This window comes from Gibbsiella dentisursi (assembly GCF_039539505.1).
Classification (GTDB): domain Bacteria; phylum Pseudomonadota; class Gammaproteobacteria; order Enterobacterales; family Enterobacteriaceae; genus Gibbsiella; species Gibbsiella quercinecans.
The window spans coordinates 1,358,718-1,380,417 of record NZ_BAABDG010000002.1 but is presented as its reverse complement, the minus strand read 5'-3'; the positions used below and the strand labels follow the sequence as shown (position 1 = coordinate 1,380,417).

Here is a 21,700-nt window from a genome sequence, read left to right as displayed (position 1 = left end):
GAATCCATGCCGGGCAAACCGGGTTTTGTGGTTTCCACCGCTGTGCACCGCGGTGAGAACCGAATCACTGTGACCATATATACCCAAAATAATTCGAGTTGCAGGAAGGCGGCAACGCAGCGAATCCCCAGGAGCTTACTGGAGTAAGTGACTGGGGTGAGCGACAAATCTGCCAGGAGCAGATTTGAACGCTGTTAGCAGCGGTCCCGAAGGGGCGAGGCCCAGGGACGGGCCGAGTAACCAAGCCAACACACCTGCAGCTTGAAGAATGAAGGGTATAAATTGATTAAAGAAAACTGAATGAGCACTTCTGACAATCACAGCCGTTCCCAATCCTCCTCATCCCGTTATTCCCTGCCAGAACGCGCGGGCGATGTGCGCCAATTGGGGCAACTGACGGGGGCGGCCTGCGCGGTGGAATGCGCCGAGATCGTCGAGCGCCATAACGGGCCGGTGTTGCTGATCGCCCCGGATATGCAAAATGCCCTGCGGCTGCGCGATGAGATCCAGCAGTTCACCGATCAGTTGGTGACCACCTTGCCGGACTGGGAAACGCTGCCTTATGACAGCTTCTCCCCGCACCAGGAAATTATCTCCGCGCGCCTCTCCAGCCTGTATCACTTGCCCACCATGGCGCGCGGCGTGATCATTTTGCCGGTGAACACGCTGATGCAGCGCGTCTGCCCCCATGAATTCCTGCATGGCCATGCGCTGGTGATGAAAAAGGGCCAGCGCCTGTCACGCGATAAACTGCGGGCGCAGTTGGAACAGGCCGGCTACCGCAGCGTTGATCAGGTGATGGAGCACGGTGAGTTCGCCACCCGCGGCGCCCTGCTCGATCTCTACCCAATGGGCAGCGAAGAACCTTACCGCATCGATTTCTTCGACGACGAGATCGACAGCCTGCGCATTTTCGACGTCGACAGCCAACGCACGCTCAGTGAAGTCGAGGCGATCAACCTGCTGCCGGCGCATGAGTTCCCGACCGATAAAAACGCCATTGAGCTGTTCCGTAGCCAGTGGCGCGAACAGTTTGAAGTGCGGCGCGACGCCGAACACATTTACCAGCAGGTCAGCAAAGGCACCTGGCCGGCCGGCATTGAATACTGGCAGCCGCTGTTTTTCAGCCAGGAATTGCCTTCCCTGTTCAGCTATCTGCCGGCCAACACGCTGCTTGTGAACACCGGCAATCTGCAAAGCGCCGCCGATCGCTTCTGGCTGGATGTCAAAAGCCGCTATGAAAGCCGCCGGGTTGATCCCATGCGCCCGCTGTTGCCGCCGGAAAGCCTGTGGCTGCGCGTGGATGCCCTGTTTGCCGAATTAAAAGCCTGGCCGCGCATGGAGCTGAAAACCGACACCCTGCCCGCCAGGGCCGGCAATACCAACCTGGATTACCGGCCGCTGCCGGATCTGGCGGTGCAGGCACAACAGAAATCACCGCTGGACAACCTGCGCCGCTTTATCGAAAGCTTTGACGGCAGCGTTATTTTCTCGGTGGAAAGCGAAGGACGGCGTGAAACGCTACAGGACATGCTCGGCCGCATCAAGCTGGCGCCAAGCCTGCTCACCCGGCTCGATCAGGCAGAAGCGCCAGGGCGTTATATGATGATTGGCGCCGCCGAACACGGCTTCCTGGACGGCCTCCGCAACCGGGCGCTGATCTGCGAAAGCAATCTGCTGGGCGAACGCGTTAGCCGGCGGCGGCAGGATAACCGCCGCACCATCAATACCGACATACTGATCCGCAACTTGGCGGAGTTGCACTCCGGCCAGCCGGTGGTGCACCTGGAGCACGGCGTGGGCCGCTACGTGGGCCTCACCACGCTGGAAGCCGGCGGCATCAAAGCCGAATACCTGATCCTCGCCTATGCCGGCGACGACAAGCTGTATGTGCCGGTATCTTCGCTGCACCTGATTAGCCGCTATGCCGGCGGCGCAGACGAAAATGCCCCGCTGCATAAGCTGGGCGGCGATGCCTGGTCACGCGCGCGCCAGAAAGCGGCCGAGAAAGTGCGTGACGTGGCCGCCGAGCTGCTGGACATCTACGCGCTGCGCGCCGCCAAGAGTGGCTATGCCTTCAAGCACAACCGCGAACAGTATCAACTTTTCTGCCAAAGCTTCCCGTTTGAAACCACGCCGGATCAGCAGCAGGCGATCAACGCGGTGCTAAGTGATATGTGCCAGCCGCTGGCGATGGATCGCCTGGTGTGCGGCGACGTCGGCTTCGGCAAAACCGAAGTGGCGATGCGCGCCGCCTTTCTGGCGGTGGAAAACGGCAAGCAGGTGGCGGTGCTGGTGCCCACCACCCTGCTGGCGCAGCAGCACTTTGACAATTTCCGCGATCGCTTCGCCACCTGGCCGATCCGCATTGAAATGATGTCACGCTTTCGCAGCGCCAAAGAGCAGCAACAGGTGCTGGACAGCGCGGCCGAAGGCAAGGTGGATATCATTATCGGCACCCACAAGCTGCTGCAAAGCGATCTGCGCTGGAAAGACCTTGGCCTGCTGATCGTTGATGAAGAGCACCGTTTTGGCGTGCGCCACAAAGAGCGCATCAAGGCCATGCGTGCCGATGTCGATATCCTGACGCTGACCGCCACCCCCATTCCGCGCACCTTGAATATGGCGATGAGCGGCATGCGTGATTTGTCGATTATCGCCACCCCACCGGCGCGCCGGCTGGCGGTGAAAACCTTTGTCCGTGAGTACGATAACCTGCTGGTGCGTGAATCCATCCTGCGTGAGGTGCTGCGCGGCGGGCAGGTTTACTACTTGTACAATGACGTAGAAAACATCGAAAAGGCGGCACAGCGCCTGGCGGAGCTGGTGCCGGAAGCGCGCGTCGCCATTGGCCACGGCCAGATGCGCGAACGCGATCTGGAGCGGGTGATGAATGATTTTCACCACCAGCGCTTCAACGTGTTGGTTTGCACCACCATTATTGAAACCGGCATCGATATCCCCAGCGCCAATACTATTATCATCGAGCGGGCCGATCGTTTCGGGCTGGCGCAACTGCACCAGCTGCGCGGCCGCGTTGGGCGCTCGCACCACCAGGCCTATGCCTACCTGCTAACGCCGAACCCGAAAGCGATGAGCGCCGATGCCCACAAGCGGCTGGAAGCCATCGCGTCGCTGGAGGATCTGGGCGCCGGCTTTGCGCTGGCAACGCACGATCTGGAAATTCGCGGCGCCGGTGAACTGCTGGGCGAGGATCAAAGCGGCCAGATGACGACCATCGGTTTCTCGTTGTATATGGATCTGTTGGAAAGCGCGGTTGATGCGCTGAAAAACGGCCGTGAACCTTCGCTTGAAGATCTCACCAGCAGCCAGGCCGAAGTGGAAATGCGCATGCCGGCGCTGCTGCCGGACGACTTTATCCCGGACGTCAGCACCCGCCTTTCATTCTATAAACGCATTGCCAGCGCCAAAAACCAGGATGAGCTGGAAGAACTGAAGGTGGAATTAATCGATCGCTTCGGCGTGCTACCGGATGCGGCGCGCAATCTGCTGCACAGCGCGGCACTGCGCCAACAGGCGTTAGCGCTGGGTATCAAGCGGATTGAAGGCAACGAACGCGGCGGCTTTATTGAGTTCGGCGAGAAAAATCGGGTTGATCCGGCTTATCTGATCGGCCTGTTGCAAAGCAAACCGCAGGTCTACCGGCTGGATGGCCCCGCCAAACTGAAATTCATGCTGGATCTCAGCGACCGGGCAAAACGAATGAAGTTTGTTAGCGAACTGCTGGCCTCGTTCCACGCGCATACCTTAGCGCTGGCCAGCTAGCTGCGGTTACAACGCCAACGGGCATGGGTTTTCCCCATGCCCGTTTTTTTGCGCTTTGGCTAACGCAATCACGCCTTATTGTCGTCGCTACGGTTCAGCACCAACTGGCCGCTTCGATCCAGCGGGATCTGGGTGCCCGGATCGTGATCCATGCGAATCTTGCCCTGCTGATCGCCAATTTTGTAGGTCACGTCATAGCCCAACATTTTCTGGGTTTTGTCGTAGACCGTTTTACAGCGCTGCTGCACGCTGGAGGTGGTGTCGTTGTTCTGCAACGAACCCTGGATCTGGTTACCGGCGTAACCGCCGCCTAATGCGCCCACCACGGTCGCGACGTCGCGGCCGCGGCCACCGCCGAACTGATGACCAATCACCCCACCGGCTACCGCGCCCAATACCGAACCGGCAATGCGGTTTTCATCCTGCACCGGCGCACGGTGCGTCACCGTCACATTGCGGCATTCCTGACGCGGCGTCTTGATGGTTTCTTTGATCGGTGTGGCGGACAATACCTGAGCATATTGAGGACCAGAAGAAAAAACATCCAGGCTGGCAACCGCAGCAATCCCCAGAGCAGCTGCAATACCAATCCCGATACCGGCTAACATTGACTTGTTCACAGGAAATCCTCCTGAAAGTATTACCACGCATTTTCACCAGGCGTTCTGCAATGGTGCGCCGCGCTTATTATTTTGCGCATAGGCGGCACACAGAGCCCTGGTTAGCGGCGTGCGCGACTCGCCGTCTGTAAACAGAGTGAAGTCTGCACAAGGAACCCCAGGCCCGCAATAAGACGAGTTCACCAAAAATGCGGGAAATTACGCCCCGCGCAGGCATTTAGGATGATTCTTAAGACCATTGCCCAGGATAATGGCATTTTATCCTGTGTTTAAATCAATTACACACAGATCCCATGGGCATCATAGCGGCGAAAAAAAACCCATGCTGCATAGGCATGGGTTTTCTGTTGGCGGCAATGCCGCACGCAGTGGATCAGTGCATTTTCAGGCGCGGGCGGATCACGCGGTTGATACCGCCCACCAGCATCATCAGGCCGGTTTTGATATAGCCGTGCAGCGCAACCTGGTGCATACGATACAGTGAAATGTACACAAAGCGCGCGATGCGCCCTTCCACCATCATCGAGCCACGCATCAGGTTACCCATCAGGCTGCCCACGGTGCTAAAGCGCGACAGCGAAACCAGCGAGCCGTGGTCTTTATACACGTAGGATTTCAGCGCCTGGCCGTTCAGCAGCGCCAGGATATTGCTGTAACAGCGCGAAGCCATCTGGTGCGCGGACTGCGCACGCGGTGGCACAAAGCCCCCTTCCGGTTTCGGGCAGGAAGCGCAGTCACCGATGGCGAAGATGTTCGGATCGCGCGTGGTTTGCAGCGTGGGTTCCACCACCAGTTGGTTGATGCGGTTGGTTTCCAACCCGCCGATGTCTTTCATGAAGTCCGGCGCTTTGATCCCGGCCGCCCAAACCATCAGATCGGCATCGATAAATTCACCACCTTTGGTGTTCAGGCCGTTGGCATCGGCGCTGGTGACCATGGTGCCGGTCAGCACGCGCACGCCCAGCTTGACCAGTTCCTGGTGAGCCGCAGCAGAAATACGCGGCGGCAGCGCAGGCAGAATACGCTCGCCGGCTTCCACCAGCGTGACATTCAGCGAGCTGTTGTCCAGCCCTTGATAGCCATAGCTGTGCAACTGTTTGACCGCATTGTGCAGTTCTGCTGAAAGCTCCACGCCGGTGGCGCCGCCGCCGACGATGGCAATGTTGATTTTTTCGCCTTTCTCCGGCTGGGCGGAGAATTTCAGGAACAGATTAAGCATTTCGTTATGGAAACGACGCGCTTGATGCGGGTTGTCGAGGAAGATGCAGTGATCTTTTACGCCCGGCGTGCCGAAATCATTCGAAGTGCTGCCAAGCGCCATCACCAGGATGTCGTAAGGCAATTCACGATCGGGCACCAGCTCTTCGCCGCTTTCATCACAGATTTGCGCCAGGTGCACCGTCTGCTTTTCACGATCGATATTCGTCATGGAGCCGAGTTGGAAGCAAAAATGATGGTTGCGCGCGTGAGCAAGGTAGTTCAGCGCATCCACACCGTCATCGAGCGACCCCGTTGCCACTTCGTGCAGCAGCGGTTTCCACAGGTGGCTATGGTTGCGATCCACCAGCGTAATCTCAGCCTTGTTACTGCGGCCGAGCTTGTGCCCCAGGCTGGTTGCCAGTTCCAAACCGCCGGCACCGCCGCCCACAATAACGATTTTTTTCTTTGCCGTTGTCAAAATAACCCCCTAAATGTGAACCATTTGTTATCCAAGGGTAAACAAATAATATCCTTAGAATACATAGGGTTCGCGTAAAATAATCCTGCTATTGGAGCAAGAATAACATGTGGGGTTATTTGGTCATACCAAAATTGATGTGCATCAATTTTTTTTGGTTAAAGGCTGGACAATGAAAAATTTCAGTGCCGGATATTCAAATAGTTAGCGCCAGATCACTTTTTTCAATATTTGTGCTGGCACGCAACGTTTTCGTCTGAACGACCATTCTGCCCGCCGCGCTTGCCGGTGGAGTGCAGGCATTATGGCCGCCGAATTAGTTAAAAACTTGTTAATCTGCGGTCTTGAATGCCTTAATGCGTTGCAGATGCGGCGAGATATTTTTAAATTTATGCGTCTGCTGCTCATCCCACAGGATTTCATAATACTTGTGCAACAGCGCGGCTGAACGTTGATTATCCAGAATTTCATCATGACGCGAAAGCACGACCAGGCAGCGATCGCGGTTTCTTTCGCGAAAATCACTCACACACTTGGTGGCGATATCCCGATATTCTTCCGGACGATCGATTTTGCCATGCATGTGTTCTTCCGGATACAGGTTGGGGTTGAACATTACCTGCCGGATACCGCACAAAAAACCGATGCGCTCGGCCCAAAAGCCCCCCAGGCCGACGCCGCAGATCAACGGTTGGCTATCCTCACCCTGCTGAACCGCCTTATCCACTTCTTTCAGCAGATACTGCATGTCGTGCCGTGGGTGCAACGTACTGTAGCTGATCAAACGCACATCCGGATCGAGAAACTGCAACTGCAGCACCTTTTCGTGGTTACCTGGGCTGCTGGAATCGAAACCATGCAAATAAATAATCATCTGGGAACCTCCTTGCAAAGGGGCACGGCCATGCCCCACGTTCACGCAATGCTAAAGCTTATGAAGCCGGCCCGCCCGCATGCTGTTTGCTCTCTTCCCAACGCTGGCTTAGGGCGCTCAGCGTTTGGTGAGCCTGCTGCCAACGTGCGGAATCCAACAGCGCCTGCCGGGTAAACCGCCCACGATGATATAACCGCTGCAGCTTTTCAACTTTGACCGGGGACAGGTTATCAAGCACGCTTACCGCACCGGCGCGGTTGTTGCACACCAGAATCATATCGCAGCCGGCATCCAGCGCGGCCTGGCCGCGTTCAGCATAGCTGCCCATGATCGCCGCCCCTTCCATGGACAAATCATCAGAGAAAATGATGCCGCCAAAGCCCAGCTCATCGCGCAGGATCTGCCGCAGCCAATACGGCGAGCAGCTCGCCGGCAGCGGATCGGCTTCAGTATAGATGACGTGCGCAGGCATGACGGCATCCAGCAGTTGGCGCTGAATAAGCTCACGAAAAATCGCCATATCATGGTGACGAATCTCCGCCAACGGCCGCGGATCGCGCGGCGTTTCCTTATGCGAATCCGCGCTAACAGCACCGTGGCCCGGGAAGTGCTTGCCCGTGGTGCTCATACCGGCGCTGTGCATGCCCTGAATGAAACGCTCGGCCAGCGCCAGCGCGTGCTGCGGATCGCTATGGAAAGAGCGTTCGCCAATCGCCGCGCTAATATGACCAATATCCAGCACCGGCGCGAAACTGATATCAATATCCTGGGCGATCATCTCTGCGGCCATCAACCAGCCCGCTTCCTGCGCCAGGCGGCCCGCTTCGGGCATGTCGTTCAGGGCGGCAAAAGACTGCATCGCCGGCAGGCGGGTGAACCCTTCACGGAAACGCTGCACGCGGCCGCCTTCCTGATCCACCGCTACCACCAGCCGCTCGCGCGAAGCGGCGCGGATCTGCCGCACCAGCTCGCGCAGTTGTTCTGCGTTATAAAAATTGCGGGTAAACAGGATCAGCCCGCCAACCGATGGGTGCTGTAAAATTTCACGTTCTTCCGCATCCAGCTCATAGCTGGCGACGTCTAGCATTACTGGGCCCACGGCCACCTCACTTCATTATTACGATCAAGGCTATGATAAACAAAAACGCTGGCGCTGCGCCGCGCTCCAGTGCAAAAAGGCGCGATCGCCACTCTGCTGCCAGCGGACTTCAAACCACAACAGCATCAGGTATTCAACCCACGGCTGCCAGCGGCGGATCTGCTGGCGCAGCTGCGCCGGCGGGTAGCCGTGCGCATAGTGCTGCAGAAAGCGTTGCTGGCGCTCCGGCGACCAGCGGTTACCGTAAAACAGCGCCGCCAACTCCAGCGCGATATCGCCATCGGCGGCGTATTCCCAATCAATCAGGCGCAGCCGTTCGCCATCCAGCACCAGGTTGCCGGGATGAATATCCATATGCAGCGGCGCCAGGTGCAGCGGCCGCGGCGGCCGGGCGTGCAGGAAATGCTGCTGCAAACGCAACCAGGCTGGCGTAACGCGGCGGCGATCGACAAACTGCCAGTAACGGGCAAATTGTTGTTGTAAATTAAGGTGATAGCCGCAGAGCGGGCGGTGATGCAACTGCGCAATACCGGCGGCCAGGCGGCCATTATCCGCCAACTGTGCAAACTGCGCCTCAGTGACAACGTCACCAGACAGCCATTCCACCACCAACCAACGATGATTTTGCGCCATTACCCTTGGCCCAAGACCGCTGCCACAGCGGCGCAGCACATTGGCCTCGCGGCGGCGGTTCACGCCAAATGCCGTATTGGCCGCCCGTTCCCGGCGGGCCAGCAGTTGAACCCCCTCGCCGCTAATCCGCCAGCTTTCACCGCTCAGCCCGGCTACCGGGCTGAAACGACAACCGGCGGTTTTCACCGCCGGCAGTTGGGATTGAAGCAGGTGCTGCAACTCAGCTTCAGTTTTTAACGGTGCCATTGCCCGACCAGACAATTTCACCGGTCTGCACCAGCATCAGCTGCATATCCAACGTCGGCGCTTTGACATCGCCGCTGGCGTCCGTATACAGCACATACTGCGCTTTCACAATACGTGCCAGGCCAATGGCCTTGCTGCGCGACCCCAGGCTGTCATCCACTGATAGCCCAAGCGTTTGCTTGGCAGCGGCCAGTTGGCTGTCCGGCACAACGCTGAAGGTCGAGTTAGCTGCCAGCGCCTTATGCAAAGCGGCAGTCGCTTTACCGGTCGGCAATGCGCCGTTGGTGTTGTTTTTCACGCTATCCAGCAACAGAACGCTGCCGGATTGCACGCCGTCCGCCTGCAGCATTTGGTTAACCAGCGGCTGAACGCTGCCCAGCCAATCGAGCTGCTGGATTTTGGGCGGCTGCGGCACCGGTTGGGTGGTGGGCGGCTGCGGTTGCTCCGGCGGCGGCGTTGGCTGGACCGGCTCAATCGGCGCCGGCTCTTGTTGCTGCGCGGGAGGCTGTAGCTGACAACCGCTTAATATCAAGGCAGCCACCGCTACCGATAAATACTTTTTCATCATCCCTCTCCACTGAAAATAAGGCGCTTACAAGAGTAGATACAGCCGGACGCGTTTAGCATCCAGATTGCCGTTGATGGAGTACACCTCGGCGTTCGAATTGGGCGCAACAGTAATTTCACGCATTTTTTCAACGGGCAGGATATCCAATCCCTGGGCGTCATACCAATAAAAACGGTAGTGCAGCGTCACCGGGGTTGGCTGGCTGTTAGTGAGCACCGAGGTGGCCATCACGCGCCCAGAGGCGTCTTTGATCGTTGGCCGGCTGGCAAAAATCCCGGCGACCATGACGGAAGAATCCATCACCACCGTTTGCCGCTCATTAAGTGCGATCGCCGCCGGGTGGCTGCAACCGTTAAGCAGCATAACCGGCATCGCCAGAGCGATGAGCCACGGCTTACGGTTGAAAAGACGCCGTAGGTTTTTCATCAGCGCGCCAACAGTGGGCCAAGCGCGCGGCCGCCGACCAGGTGCATATGGATGTGGTAGACCTCTTGCCCGGCGTGGCGGTTGCAGTTGATGATCAGGCGGTAGCCGTCCTCGGCAATGCCTTCCTGTTCGGCAATTTTTGCCGCGGCGGTGATCATCCGCCCCAGTGCGGCCTCATGTTCGGCTGTTACATGGTTAACGGTTGGGATCAACACGTTTGGCACGATCAGAATGTGGGTCGGCGCCTGGGGGGAGATGTCGCGGAAAGCGGTAACCAGTTCATCCTGATAGACTACGTCAGCAGGGATCTCGCGGCGGATAATTTTACTGAAAATCGTTTCTTCGGCCATCTGGCGTTCCTTATGATTGATAAAGAAGACACATGCAGTATGAGTGACAAATTCTCCCGTTTTCAACCTGATTGCGCATTTCCCGCGTTGAATGGTGCCAAATCGCACAGTTAGCGCCCATGCCGGCGCCACACCGCGGCAGCAGACAATCGCGCTCATCCCCCATTTAACTGTGCGGTATGTGCACGCATCCAGTCAGCCAGCGAATCAAGCGTCGGCCGCAGCGTTCTGCCCAGTTCGGTAATCTGATACTCAACCCGCGGCGGCACTTCCGGATACACCGTGCGCAACACCAGCCCACGCTGCTCGAATTGCCGTAGCTGGCGCGTCAACTCTTTCTGGGCAATAGGTGCAACCGCCCGTTGCAATACGCCAAAACGAACGGGGCCATCAATAATAATTAGCCGATAAAGAATGGGGATTGCCCATTTCCCAGACAGTAAATTCATAAAATCCACCATCGGACAGGGTTCACCAATCGCCGGTAACGCCGTTAAATTTTTTTCTTTCGTTAGTGCCGCAGCCTCAGTCATTGCATCCCACCCTTACCTCTTAGTATCCAAATGGTACCTACTATTAAAAAGATACTATAGCGCAAATAATCGTGCGACGTTCAACCAGAGGAAAGCGCCATGACACGATTGCAAGGCAAGTATGCACTGATTACCGGCGGCACCAGCGGCATCGGGCTGGAAACGGCACGCCAATTTGTACGCGAGGGCGCGACCGTCGCCATTACCGGGCGCAACCCGGCAGGACTTACCGCCGCAGGCGAGGAATTGGGGGAGCTTCTGCTGCTCAATCGCGATGCCGGAGATGTCGCCGCGCAGAGCGATATTGCGCGGCAGTTGGCACAGCGTTGGCCGCGGCTGGACGTCCTGTTCGTTAATGCCGGCGACGTTACTCATCGCCCACTGGCCGATTGGGATCAACAGAGCTATGACCGCCTGATGGATACTAACCTCAAAGGGCCATTTTTCCTGATTAAGGCCCTTCTCCCTCTGTTAGCCAACCCTGCATCTATTATTCTGTGCGGTTCAGTCAGCGCCCATATCGGCCTGCCGCAAAGCAGTGCCTATGCCGCCAGCAAGGCTGGGCTATTGTCTTTAGCACGCACACTGTCCGGCGAGTTGCACCACCGTGGCATCCGCATTAATGGCCTTAGCCCTGGGCCGACCGATACGCCGGCATTCAACAAATTGGGGGTTGCCGATGCGGTTCAACAGCAAGCAATGAAAGATGGCATCCGCGCCCTGGTGCCGATTGGCCGTATGGGCACGCCGCTTGAGCTGGCGCAAGCGGCGGTATTTCTTGCCTCGGATGAATCGGCATTTATGGTAGGCGCGGAATTGCAGATGGACGGCGGCATGGGCAACCTATAACCCGCCCCGGGCACGCCCAGGGCGCCTAACGCAGCCCTGGGATCCCCACGCCGAAGGTTTGCAGCAGCAGGATCGCATTGAGCAAAATGATCACCACGGTGCCGATCACCGAGATCAGGCTGGTCAGGCGGCCATTAGCGAATGGCCCCATGATGTCGCGACGGCGGGTGAACATCACCAAAGCAATCATCGGCGCAGGCAGGGCCAGGCTCAATACCACCTGGCTGTATACCAGCGCATCGGTGACATTAACGCCCATCGCTACCACCACAAAGGCCGGCAGCATAGTCACCAGGCGGCGCAACCATATTGGAATATGAAAACCCACGAAGCCCTGCATGATCATTTGCCCGGCCATGGTGCCGACAACCGAGCTTGAAATCCCCGAAGCGATCAACGACATCAGGAACACGCCTGCGGCGCCGATGCCCAACAGCGGCGTCAGCGTGTGGTAGGCAGTGCCGATTTCGGCCACCTCGCTGTGCCCCTCATGGAATGCGCTGGAGGCCATGATCACCATCGCAATGTTCACCATGCCGGCAATCGCCAGGGCTACCACGACTTCAATATTGGAAAAACGCAGCAGTTTACGCCGTTCGTTGTCGTTGCTGGCCATGGTCCGGTGCTGGGTCAAGCCGGAGTGCAGGAAGATGGCATGGGGCATCACCGTCGCACCGATAATCCCGACGGCGATGGTCAGCGCCTGCGCATCCGGTATCTGTACCTTCACCATTCCGATGCCGGCAGCCGCCCAGTCGACCGGGACAATAAACATCTCGATCAGATAGCACAGCGCGATCACCCCAACCAAAGCGCCAATCACCAGTTCAATCGGGCGGAAGCCTTTTTTCTCGACCAGCAACAACGCATAGGTAATTACCGCCGTCACGCCCATGCCCACCAGCAACGGCATATGGAACAGCAACGCCAACGCTATCGCGCCACCAAGGAATTCTGCCAGATCCGTCGCCATCGCAGCGACCTCACTCAGCCCCCACATGCCGATCACCACCGGGCGGGAAAATTGATCGCGGCACATTTCCGCCAGATTGCGCTGGGTGACGATGCCAAGCTTGGCGGACAGCGCCTGAAACAGCATCGCGATCAGGTTAGCCATCACCACTACCCACAGCAGGCTATAGCCATAGCGGGAGCCGGCCTGAATATTGGTTGCGAAGTTACCCGGATCCATATAGGCGATCGATGCCACTACCGCCGGCCCGGCAAACAGGAACGGCGTCAGCAGCCCCTTACTACGGCCGGCAAGCGCTTTGCCGATCGCAATATTGGTGCGTTCAGTTAATGAGGGTTCGGGTGTTACTTGCCGCATGGATTAATCGTCCTGTCACGTTGATGGCGACTACGTGCACCACACAGCAAAATGTAGCACTGGCTACACTTCATGCAACGAAGAAACTTAGATGGCTTTGTATATAAATATTTCTAACTGCCGCTTTCACGGGATATCGAATTGATAAGACGTGTACTTTGGTCTACCGTAACGCTAATCCCTTTACACTGGGGCCGCTGAGTTTTACATACAGGACGCGTTGACATGGTAGCCAGCATACCGGATGAAACAGAATCGCCCATTGATGCGGCAGAAATGCCGGATGAGGCCGCACAGGCGCTCCGCTTTACCCGTGCGCGTGAAGCGCAGGCCAATGTGTTGATTGAAGACTATGTCGAATTGATCGACGACTTGCTCTCTACCCAGCGGGAAGCGCGCACCACCGACATCGCCAAGCGGTTTGGCGTCTCTCACCCGACCGCCATCAAAAATATCGCTCGGTTGAAAAACGCCGGCCTGGTTGAATCACGCCCCTACCGCGGCATTTTTCTCACCACCGAGGGCACGCTGCTGGCGCAAAAGGTGCGCCACCGCCACCGGGTGGTGATTGAGCTGCTGATGAAGCTGGGCGTGCCGGGCGCGACCGCAGAGCTGGACAGCGAAGGGATTGAGCACCATATCTCTGACGAAACGCTGGCGGTGTTTGAGCGTTTTTTACAGCATGATGGGCCTGGCTGACGCCGGGCCTTTGACTATATATAGCCGCGCTTTTTTGTTTTTCAGTTACCCCGCCGGAGCAAGTTCCGTTGCACTTTCCAGCAAAGCGAACATTGCTTAACCAGATGATGAAAAACAGAGAAATTGTTCTTGACCCATTCCGCCTGACTCCATATAGTAGCGCCCCGTTGCACTGATGAGTACGCAACAAAAAAACGGTGAGGTGTCCGAGTGGCTGAAGGAGCACGCCTGGAAAGTGTGTATACGCGAAAGCGTATCGAGGGTTCGAATCCCTCCCTCACCGCCATATTCAAAGAGAAAGCCTGAACACAAGTTCAGGCTTTTTTTTGTTTGTAGAACCCCAAGCCTAGCTGGGGGTTTCTATAAACAAAAAAAGGGAGGCTTGCGCCTCCCTTAAAAAAGGATAACCGAAATCAGTTATTGCGGATGTAATCATCCATATCGGTTTTCAAGTTATCAGATTTGGTACCGAAGATAGCCTGAACGCCAGAGCCAGCAACAACCACACCGGCCGCGCCCAGTTTCTTCAGGCCAGCCTGGTCAACCTTGGACACATCGGCCACGCTAACGCGCAGGCGAGTGATACAGGCATCCAGGTTGGTGATGTTTTCTTTACCACCAAACGCTTCAACCAGCGCAGCGGACATCTCGGTGCTGCCCTGCACTGCCTGATCGGCAGAGCTGTCTTCGCGGCCAGGGGTTTTCAGATCCAGTTTAGCGATCAGCACGCGGAAGATGGTGTAGTACACCAGGCCGTAGATCACGCCAACGATCGGGAACAGCCAGATTTTGCTGCTGTTGCCACTCAGAACGATAAAGTCGATCAGGCCATGAGAGAAGCTGGTGCCGTCGCGCATACCCAACAGGATACAGATTGGGAACGCCAGACCGGCCAGAATCGCATGGATGGCATACAGGATCGGTGCGACGAACATGAAGGAGAACTCGATCGGCTCGGTAATACCGGTCAGGAACGAGGTCAACGCCGCGGAGATCATGATACCGCCGACTTTTGCACGGTTTTCCGGTTTGGCTGAATGCCAAATGGCAATTGCCGCAGCAGGCAGGCCGTACATTTTGAACAGGAAGCCGCCAGACAGTTTACCTGCAGTTGGATCGCCTGCCATATAACGTGGGATATCGCCGTGGAACACTTGGCCGGCCGCGTTGGTGAACTCACCAATCTGCATTTGGAACGGCACGTTCCAGATGTGGTGCAGACCAAACGGCACCAGAGAGCGCTCGATCAAACCATACAGGCCGAAAGCAACAACCGGGTTCTGGTATGCAGCCCACTGGGAGAAGGTTTGGATCGCAGTGCCAACGGGTGGCCAGATGAAGGACAGGATCAGGCCCATGATAATCGCGGCCAGGCCGGAGATAATCGGCACAAAACGCTTACCGGCAAAGAACCCGAGATATTCCGGCAATTGGATGCGGAAGAAGCGGTTAAACATATAGGCCGCAATGGCACCCGAGATAATCCCCCCGAGCACACCGGTATCCGCCAGGTGCTTGGCCGTGATTTCTTCGGCCGGCATATGCAGAACCAACGGTGCAACAACGGCCATGGTTTTCACCATGATACCGTAAGCCACAACGGCGGCCAGTGCAGACACACCGTCGTTATTGGTAAAGCCGAGCGCCACGCCGATAGCAAAAATAAGCGGCATATTGGCGAACACCGAACCACCGGCTTCCGCCATCACATGGGAGACTACCGCAGGTAGCCAGCTAAAGTTGGCGGAACCGACACCCAGCAGAATACCTGCGATGGGCAATACGGACACCGGCAGCATTAGCGATTTACCTACTTTTTGCAGGTTTGCAAATGCGTTCTTAAACATAGTTGAGTGTGCTCCTGAGTAATAATGCTTTGCGATTTCTCGCGATTTTTCGCGCAACCAGAGATGACTAACCTCCCCAACGGCGCAGGGTGTCTGAGCACCCCTTTAATTTTTACGCAGCGTAAAATAAATAGCCTGCATAATGTTTGATGACTGTCACGTTTCAATGAATCAGCACGTTCATTTTTCACGATTTCAGCTCTTTATCAGAAACCGAACGGGAAAAGCGCCTTTCATGCACGCTAAAACGGGTGCAAACATTACCTGTTTCGGTCATTAATTACGAGCTTAAAAAAAATTCCGCCAACCGTCCCCACCCGTTACCGGCCATGCTGCCCCGGAGCCAAACGCACAACTCCGGCCCGGTGACGAAACGGCCAACGGCCCTGCCGCGCAACATCGCAAAATGGCGCGGGCAAGGCCAGCGAACAGGATTACAGCTTAATGTGAAACAAGTGTGAAAAGTTAGCGGTGGTGGCCTCGGCCAGTTGTTCCAGGCTCACGCCTTTCAACACGGCGAGATATTCGGCAACGTCACGCACATAGGCGGGCTGGTTCTCCTTGCCACGGTGTGGAACCGGCGCCAGATAGGGGGAATCGGTTTCCACCAGCAAGCGATCCAACGGAACGTAACGCGCCACGTCACGCAGCTGCTCAGCGTTGCGGAACGTCACAATGCCGGAGAACGAGATATAAAACCCCATATCCAGCAACACCTGTGCGGTGGGAAGATCTTCGGTAAAGCAGTGCAATACCCCGCGGCAATCCTGGGCGTTTTCCTCACGCAGGATGTTCAGGGTGTCTTCGCGCGCATCGCGGGTATGCACAATCACCGGCTTATTCAACGCCCGGCCCACGCGGATATGCTCACGGAAAGATTCCTGCTGCAACGCCCAGTTGTCTTTCTGATAAAAGTAATCCAGCCCGGTTTCACCCAGCGCCACCACCTGTTCTGCCGCCGCCAGGCGGCGCAGTTCCGCATAGTCGTAACCACCCTCCAGATTGAGCGGGTGCACACCGCAGGAAAAAGCGACGTTGTCACGTTTGCCGATCAGCTGTGTCATCGCCTGGTAGCCAGGCAACGTTGTCGCCACCGCCAGCAGATAGCCGACGTCACGCGCCTGCGCTTTAGCCAGCACATCATCCACGTTTTGGTGCAACGTGTCATAATCCAGGCCATCCAGGTGGCAATGTGAATCTACTAACAACATAATTTTCAGCTCTTTACAACAAAGGGAGTGAGGAACCGCCGGCCTAAGCGCCCTGCTGTTCCCAGTTAAGTAGCTGCTCGGTCAACAGCAATTCACGGTTAACGCTAACCACGGTCAACAGTTGCTGACGGCACTGGAACCATTGCTGCACAATGGCCTGTAGCGTGGGGCTAGCGTAGTGACTGGCCAATTGGTGCACCAGCACCTGTTGATCCTGATTCATCACATAGGCCGAAGCCCCCTGCTGCCACTTCATGGCATCAATCAGCAAGGCGCATAGCCAGTGTATCCGCTCGCCGGCGTCATCATGGTTCAATACGGGTAACAGCGCCAGCATGTCATGGGTTGCCAGTGAGTGCGTTAACGCCGTGCATAATGCGGCGCGTTGTTGCCAGCGCGCCGGTTGCAATAACTGTTCGGCGGCAATCGGCGCCCCGCCGCACAGGCGCAACGCCGTCAGCCGTTCAACCGGGTTGCCTGGCTGCAGTTGGCGATCCAGCCACTGCAGGCTGTGTTGCTCATCCGGGCTGGACAAGTGCCAGTAAAAACACCGGCTGCGCAACGTCGCCAACAGCCGTGAGGGTTCCCGGCACCCCAACAGGAAGTAGGTATTGGCAGGCGGCTCCTCCAGCGTTTTCAACAGCGCATTGGCCGCCGCCTCCGTCAGTTGTTCCGCCTGCGGCAGCAGAACGACCTTCGCGCCCCCCTGCTGCGCATGGGTATACAACGTTTCGATCACCTGGCGGATCGGCTCGACACCCAGGCTGCTTTTGCCCTTTTCCGGCGTCAGCGTATGGTAATCCGGGTGATTGCCCGCCAGCATCAGGCGGCAACTGTGGCATTCACCACAGCTCTTTCCGCCCTGCTGGTGCTGACAAAGCAGCCAGCGGCTAAGGGCGTAAAATAACGCGCTGTCACCATTGCCGGGTGCGGCGTGCAACAGCAACGCGTGGTGGCCGTGGCCAGCCGCATACTGCCCGATCAGTTGCCGGTAAGGGGCGTTTAACCACGGATACCAATCCATTACAGCGCGCCCCGTTGTAACCACTGGGTGAGGCATTGGTTGATCGCGGCCTTAACCTGCGCCAGCGACTGCGCCGCATCAATGGTCACGATGGTGTCATCCTGCGCCGCCAGCGCCAGGTATCGTTCGCGCGTGCGTTCGAAGAATGGCAGCGCCTCTTGTTCAATACGGTCCAGATCGCCGCGCGCGCAGGCACGCTGCAGCCCCACCAGCGGCGGCAAATCCAGATAGAGGGTGAGATCCGGTTTAAAATCCCCCAGCACCGCGTCACGTAACACCGCCATTAGTTGTGGATCCACTCCGCGGCCTCCTCCCTGATAGGCCTGTGAGGATAAATCATGACGATCGCCCACCACCCAGGCACCGCGCGCCAGGGCTGGCTTAATCACCGTTTCCACCAGTTGCACGCGCGCGGCATACAGCATCAGCACTTCGGCTTTGATCGTAGGCAGTTCACCTTCATAGCCGCGCTTGAACAGATCGCGTAGCTTCTCTGCCAGCGGCGTGCCGCCCGGCTCGCGGGTAAACACGATGTCATGGATACCCTGTTCATTCAGCGCCTGCACGACGGTATCGCGCGCAGTCGTTTTGCCGGCGCCTTCCAGCCCCTCAATGACGATGAATTTACTTTTCATTCTTTTCCTTTAACGCCTGGCGATAGGCCCGCACGGCCAGATTATGGCTGGCCAGATTAGTGGTAAACGTATGCCCGCCCTTGCCGTCTGCAACAAAATACAGGTAAGGCGTTTTTGCCGGATGAGCCGCGGCTTCCAGCGAAGCCTGACTCGGCATCGCGATTGGCGTCGGCGGCAAGCCGCTAATCACATAGGTGTTATAGGGCGTTGCCGTTTCCAAATTTTTACGGCTGATCGTGCCATTGTACCCTTCGCCCATGCCATAAATCACCGTAGGGTCAGTCTGCAGCCGCATGCCCACACGCAGACGATTAACAAAAACCGAAGCCACTTTGGTCCGCTCATCCGGAATCGCCGTTTCTTTTTCGACAATCGACGCCATAACCAGCAGTTCCTGCGGCGTTTTGTACGGCAGCGAAGCATCCCGGCCCTGCCAGACTTCTTGCAACACTTTGCTCATGTGCGCGTGGGCGCGCTTGAGCAGCGCTACATCGCTCATTCCTGCGGTATACAGATACGTATCCGGATACAGGTGCCCTTCCAGCACGGCGTCTTTCGGCAGCCCCAGCGCCTGCGCAATCTCCTGCTCGTTTTTCCCCGCCAGCGTATGGTTGAGGTATTTGGCCTGCCGCAGTATCTGCAGCCAGTCGCGCAAGCGCGAACCCTCAATGAAACGCGTGCTGAACTGCGCTTCTTTACCGCTGGCCAGCAGTTGCAACATCTGGCGCACCGTCATGCCGGGCGTGAAGCGGTAAGTCCCGGCCTTGAACTCCGCCAGCTTCGGCTCCAGCCGCAGCAGCCACGGGAACCATTTGCCACTGTGGATTAAGCGGTCACGCACCAGTAACCCTTCCAACCCAACACGCCCCGTGCCGGCCGGCAATTTAAAGATCGTTTCCTGCTGGATCGCCAGCGGCGTATCAGCAAAACGCTCCACCTTCTGGTAACCCCAAAACAACAGCGCTATCACTACCACCAGCAACAGCAAAATACGCTTCAACTTGCTTTTCTTCATCAATCAGCCATCTTCAACACTGCGAACACAAAAAATCATATAATTGGCGCGAATGATAACGCCATGAATGCGCGCTATTCACCGGCAGCAACGGCATCAGCGCGTTGCTGATCAGCACTTCGTCGGCGCTGGCCAGCGTTTCCAGCGGCTCCGCAACCTGATGCAACCGGTACTCGCTGCCTGCCAGCACGGCCATCACGCGGCGGCGCATTAGCCCCGCCACCCCTGCCTGGCTCAAATCCGGCGTAAATACGTTTTTTCCCTTACGCCAGAATAAATTAGCCGCACAGCATTCCACCAGCCGGCCAGCGGTGTCAAGCACCAGCGCTTCATCGGCGTCAGTCTGGTCAAGATGCGTGCGGATCAACACCTGCTCCAATCGGTTAAGGTGCTTTAACCCTGCCAGCATCGGGTTACACGCCAGAGCCACCGGGCTCAACGCCAGGTGGATGCCGCGCTCACGCCACTGCAGGTAATGCTGCGGGTAGGTGCTGCGGGAAACAATCCGGGTCGGATGGCTGCAACCGTGCGGGCTATAGCCGCGCCCACCGCTGCCGCGCGTCAGTATCGCCTTGATAACGCCCAGCGGAACCGCCTGCGCCGCATGCGCCATTTCGGCTTCCAATGCCGCCCAGTCGATGGCAGGCAGCATCAGGCGTTCAGCGGCCTGCTGCAGGCGCTCAATGTGCCACCCGAGCAGTTCAACCTGGCCGTTAACGGCGCGGGCCGTGGTAAAACAGCCGTCGCCAAACTGTAAACCACGATCGCTCGGCGCCAGCGCATCGTGCTGCTGTCCATTAATCCAGTACATGGCCTTCTCCGCATGATAGAGACATCTCACAGCATAACAGGCGTTGCCGGCAATCGCAGCATTGCAGCCCATGCTGCCGGATTACCAGAGCTTTCTGAATCTCACCGCCAGACAGGTAAAAAAAAGCCCGGTAAAATACCGGGCTCGGGCAATAAGTGGGATCGGCAATTACACGCGGCGGAAAATCAGAGAGCCGTTGGTGCCGCCGAAACCAAAGGAGTTACACAGCGTATACTCCAAATCCTTCACCTGACGCGCTTCATGCGGCACGAAATCAAGATCGCAACCTTCATCCGGATTATCCAGGTTGATGGTTGGCGGCACAATTTGATCGCGCAGCGCCAAAACGGTGAAGATCGACTCAACCGCGCCCGCCGCACCCAACAGGTGCCCGGTCATCGATTTGGTCGAACTGACCAGCACGCGTTTGGCATCGCTGCCAAACACGGTTTTCACCGCGTGGGTTTCCGCCTTATCGCCAGCCGGCGTTGAGGTGCCGTGCGCATTGATGTAGCCGATTTGTGACGCCGTCACACCTGCGTCTGCAAGCGCGTTTTCCATCGCCAACGCGGCGCCGGCACCGTTTTCCGGTGGCGACGTCATGTGGTAGGCATCGCTGCTCATACCGAAGCCGACGACTTCTGCGTAAATTTTCGCACCACGCTTTTTGGCATGCTCGTACTCTTCGAGCACCATCATGCCTGCGCCATCACCCAGCACAAAGCCGTCACGATCTTTATCCCACGGCCGGCTGGCCGCCTGCGGGTTATCGTTGCGGGTAGACAGTGCGCGCGCAGCGCCGAAACCACCTACGCCCAACGGCGTACTGGCTTTCTCTGCCCCACCCGCCAGCATAACGTCAGCATCATTGTAGGCAATGATACGCGCGGCATGGCCGATGTTGTGCACGCCTGAGGTACAAGCGGTGGCGATAGAAATGCTTGGGCCACGCAGCCCGTACATGATGGTCAGGTGGCCTGCAATCATGTTGACAATAGTGGACGGCACGAAGAACGGGCTAATTTTGCGTGGGCCACCGTGGAGCAGTGAGCTGTGGTTATCTTCGATCAAACCCAGGCCACCAATACCGGAACCAATCGCAGCGCCCATGCGGGCAGCGTTAGCCTCGTTGATATCCAAGCCGGCATCTTGCATCGCCTGAATGCCAGCGACGATACCGTATTGAATGAAGGCATCCATCTTGCGCGCATCTTTGCGTGAGATGAAATCTTCAGAATTAAAATTCTTTACCAAGCCAGCAAAACGCGTTGCATAGGCTGTAGTATCGAAATGGTCGATCAGGCTGATGCCACTCTGACCGGCAAGAAGAGCTTTCCACGTGGACTCTACCGTGTTGCCGACAGGAGACAACATGCCCAGTCCGGTCACAACTACTCGACGCTTAGACACGTGTGTCCTCCAAGGAGGGATAAAAATAACACCAAGAATAGAAAAAACTTAGGCGG

General features: G+C 57.2%; 20 protein-coding genes and 1 tRNA gene. 4 read left to right on the top strand and 17 right to left on the bottom strand.

Features of this window, described 5'->3' with window-relative positions; genetic code table 11:
• Nucleotides 1-300: 300 nt before the first annotated feature.
• Nucleotides 301-3,786, top strand: coding sequence for a transcription-repair coupling factor (gene mfd / locus ABFX35_RS06700; RefSeq protein WP_346079957.1), 3,486 nt, complete (start codon nt 301-303; stop codon nt 3,784-3,786).
• A 68-nt stretch (nt 3,787-3,854) separates the two neighbouring features.
• On the opposite strand, the gene ABFX35_RS06695 is transcribed toward mfd, so the two are convergent.
• The 9 genes from ABFX35_RS06695 to ABFX35_RS06655 all read right to left on the bottom strand — a co-directional run bounded on the left by ABFX35_RS06695 (nt 3,855) and on the right by ABFX35_RS06655 (nt 10,813).
• The gene (locus tag ABFX35_RS06695; protein WP_279026560.1) at nt 3,855-4,406 is read right to left on the bottom strand and encodes a glycine zipper 2TM domain-containing protein; all 552 of its coding nucleotides are present in this window, start codon (nt 4,404-4,406) and stop codon (nt 3,855-3,857) included.
• 373 nt (nt 4,407-4,779) lie between these two features.
• Nucleotides 4,780-6,084: an NAD(P)/FAD-dependent oxidoreductase gene (locus ABFX35_RS06690; protein WP_346079955.1), complete on the bottom strand. Its 1,305-nt coding sequence runs from the start codon at nt 6,082-6,084 to the stop codon at nt 4,780-4,782.
• A gap of 331 nt (nt 6,085-6,415) precedes the next feature.
• On the bottom strand, nt 6,416-6,958 hold the full coding sequence (gene ycfP / locus ABFX35_RS06685; RefSeq protein ID WP_346079953.1) for an alpha/beta hydrolase YcfP: 543 nt from the start codon (nt 6,956-6,958) through the stop codon (nt 6,416-6,418).
• A gap of 58 nt (nt 6,959-7,016) precedes the next feature.
• Nucleotides 7,017-8,045 carry a beta-N-acetylhexosaminidase gene (gene nagZ, locus ABFX35_RS06680; RefSeq protein ID WP_346079951.1) on the bottom strand — a complete coding sequence of 343 codons (1,029 nt, stop codon included), beginning with the start codon at nt 8,043-8,045 and terminating at the stop codon, nt 7,017-7,019.
• A gap of 42 nt (nt 8,046-8,087) precedes the next feature.
• Nucleotides 8,088-8,936: a phosphotransferase gene (locus tag ABFX35_RS06675; protein WP_346079949.1), complete on the bottom strand. Its 849-nt coding sequence runs from the start codon at nt 8,934-8,936 to the stop codon at nt 8,088-8,090.
• Nucleotides 8,917-9,501: a penicillin-binding protein activator LpoB gene (gene lpoB, locus ABFX35_RS06670; RefSeq protein ID WP_346080869.1), complete on the bottom strand. Its 585-nt coding sequence runs from the start codon at nt 9,499-9,501 to the stop codon at nt 8,917-8,919. Before lpoB ends, ABFX35_RS06675 begins: the two co-directional genes overlap by 20 nt.
• Before the next feature lie 27 nt (nt 9,502-9,528).
• Nucleotides 9,529-9,930: a YcfL family putative periplasmic lipoprotein gene (locus tag ABFX35_RS06665; RefSeq protein ID WP_346079947.1), complete on the bottom strand. Its 402-nt coding sequence runs from the start codon at nt 9,928-9,930 to the stop codon at nt 9,529-9,531.
• Entirely contained in the window at nt 9,930-10,280 is a 351-nt protein-coding gene (gene hinT / locus ABFX35_RS06660) for a purine nucleoside phosphoramidase (protein WP_121554956.1), read from the bottom strand. Before hinT ends, ABFX35_RS06665 begins: the two co-directional genes overlap by 1 nt.
• A gap of 155 nt (nt 10,281-10,435) precedes the next feature.
• Entirely contained in the window at nt 10,436-10,813 is a 378-nt protein-coding gene (locus ABFX35_RS06655; protein ID WP_279029412.1) for a winged helix-turn-helix transcriptional regulator, read from the bottom strand.
• A 99-nt stretch (nt 10,814-10,912) separates the two neighbouring features.
• Between ABFX35_RS06655 and ABFX35_RS06650 the strand changes: the two genes are divergently transcribed.
• A complete protein-coding gene (locus tag ABFX35_RS06650; protein WP_346079945.1) occupies nt 10,913-11,662 on the top strand; it encodes an SDR family oxidoreductase in 750 nt (249 codons plus the stop codon).
• Between the two features lie 25 nt (nt 11,663-11,687).
• Here the strand turns inward: ABFX35_RS06650 and ABFX35_RS06645 are convergent, their stop codons facing one another.
• Nucleotides 11,688-12,992: an Nramp family divalent metal transporter gene (locus tag ABFX35_RS06645; RefSeq protein WP_346079943.1), complete on the bottom strand. Its 1,305-nt coding sequence runs from the start codon at nt 12,990-12,992 to the stop codon at nt 11,688-11,690.
• A 225-nt stretch (nt 12,993-13,217) separates the two neighbouring features.
• Between ABFX35_RS06645 and mntR the strand changes: the two genes are divergently transcribed.
• A complete protein-coding gene (gene mntR / locus ABFX35_RS06640) occupies nt 13,218-13,691 on the top strand; it encodes a manganese-binding transcriptional regulator MntR (RefSeq protein WP_095844642.1) in 474 nt (157 codons plus the stop codon).
• 196 nt (nt 13,692-13,887) lie between these two features.
• A tRNA-Ser gene (locus ABFX35_RS06635) sits at nt 13,888-13,977 on the top strand.
• 127 nt (nt 13,978-14,104) lie between these two features.
• Here ABFX35_RS06635 and ptsG read toward each other — a convergent pair.
• From ptsG to fabF, 7 genes are all read right to left on the bottom strand, one after another.
• Nucleotides 14,105-15,538: a PTS glucose transporter subunit IIBC gene (gene ptsG, locus ABFX35_RS06630; protein ID WP_279026676.1), complete on the bottom strand. Its 1,434-nt coding sequence runs from the start codon at nt 15,536-15,538 to the stop codon at nt 14,105-14,107.
• 434 nt (nt 15,539-15,972) lie between these two features.
• Nucleotides 15,973-16,749, bottom strand: a complete 777-nt coding sequence (locus tag ABFX35_RS06625; RefSeq protein ID WP_279026678.1) for a metal-dependent hydrolase — start codon at nt 16,747-16,749, stop codon at nt 15,973-15,975.
• A 43-nt stretch (nt 16,750-16,792) separates the two neighbouring features.
• Complete coding sequence (gene holB, locus ABFX35_RS06620) at nt 16,793-17,773, bottom strand: DNA polymerase III subunit delta' (RefSeq protein ID WP_279026680.1); 981 nt, start codon at nt 17,771-17,773, stop codon at nt 16,793-16,795.
• Entirely contained in the window at nt 17,773-18,408 is a 636-nt protein-coding gene (gene tmk / locus ABFX35_RS06615; RefSeq protein ID WP_346079940.1) for a dTMP kinase, read from the bottom strand. The genes holB and tmk overlap by 1 nt, the downstream gene beginning before the upstream one ends.
• Nucleotides 18,398-19,423 (bottom strand): endolytic transglycosylase MltG, encoded by a 1,026-nt coding sequence (mltG, locus tag ABFX35_RS06610; RefSeq protein WP_346079938.1) that lies wholly within the window; start codon nt 19,421-19,423, stop codon nt 18,398-18,400. Before mltG ends, tmk begins: the two co-directional genes overlap by 11 nt.
• 13 nt (nt 19,424-19,436) lie before the next feature.
• Entirely contained in the window at nt 19,437-20,234 is a 798-nt protein-coding gene (gene pabC, locus ABFX35_RS06605) for an aminodeoxychorismate lyase (protein WP_279026685.1), read from the bottom strand.
• Nucleotides 20,235-20,402: 168 nt separating this feature from the next.
• Nucleotides 20,403-21,644: a beta-ketoacyl-ACP synthase II gene (gene fabF / locus ABFX35_RS06600; RefSeq protein WP_095844653.1), complete on the bottom strand. Its 1,242-nt coding sequence runs from the start codon at nt 21,642-21,644 to the stop codon at nt 20,403-20,405.
• Nucleotides 21,645-21,700 lie beyond the last annotated feature (56 nt).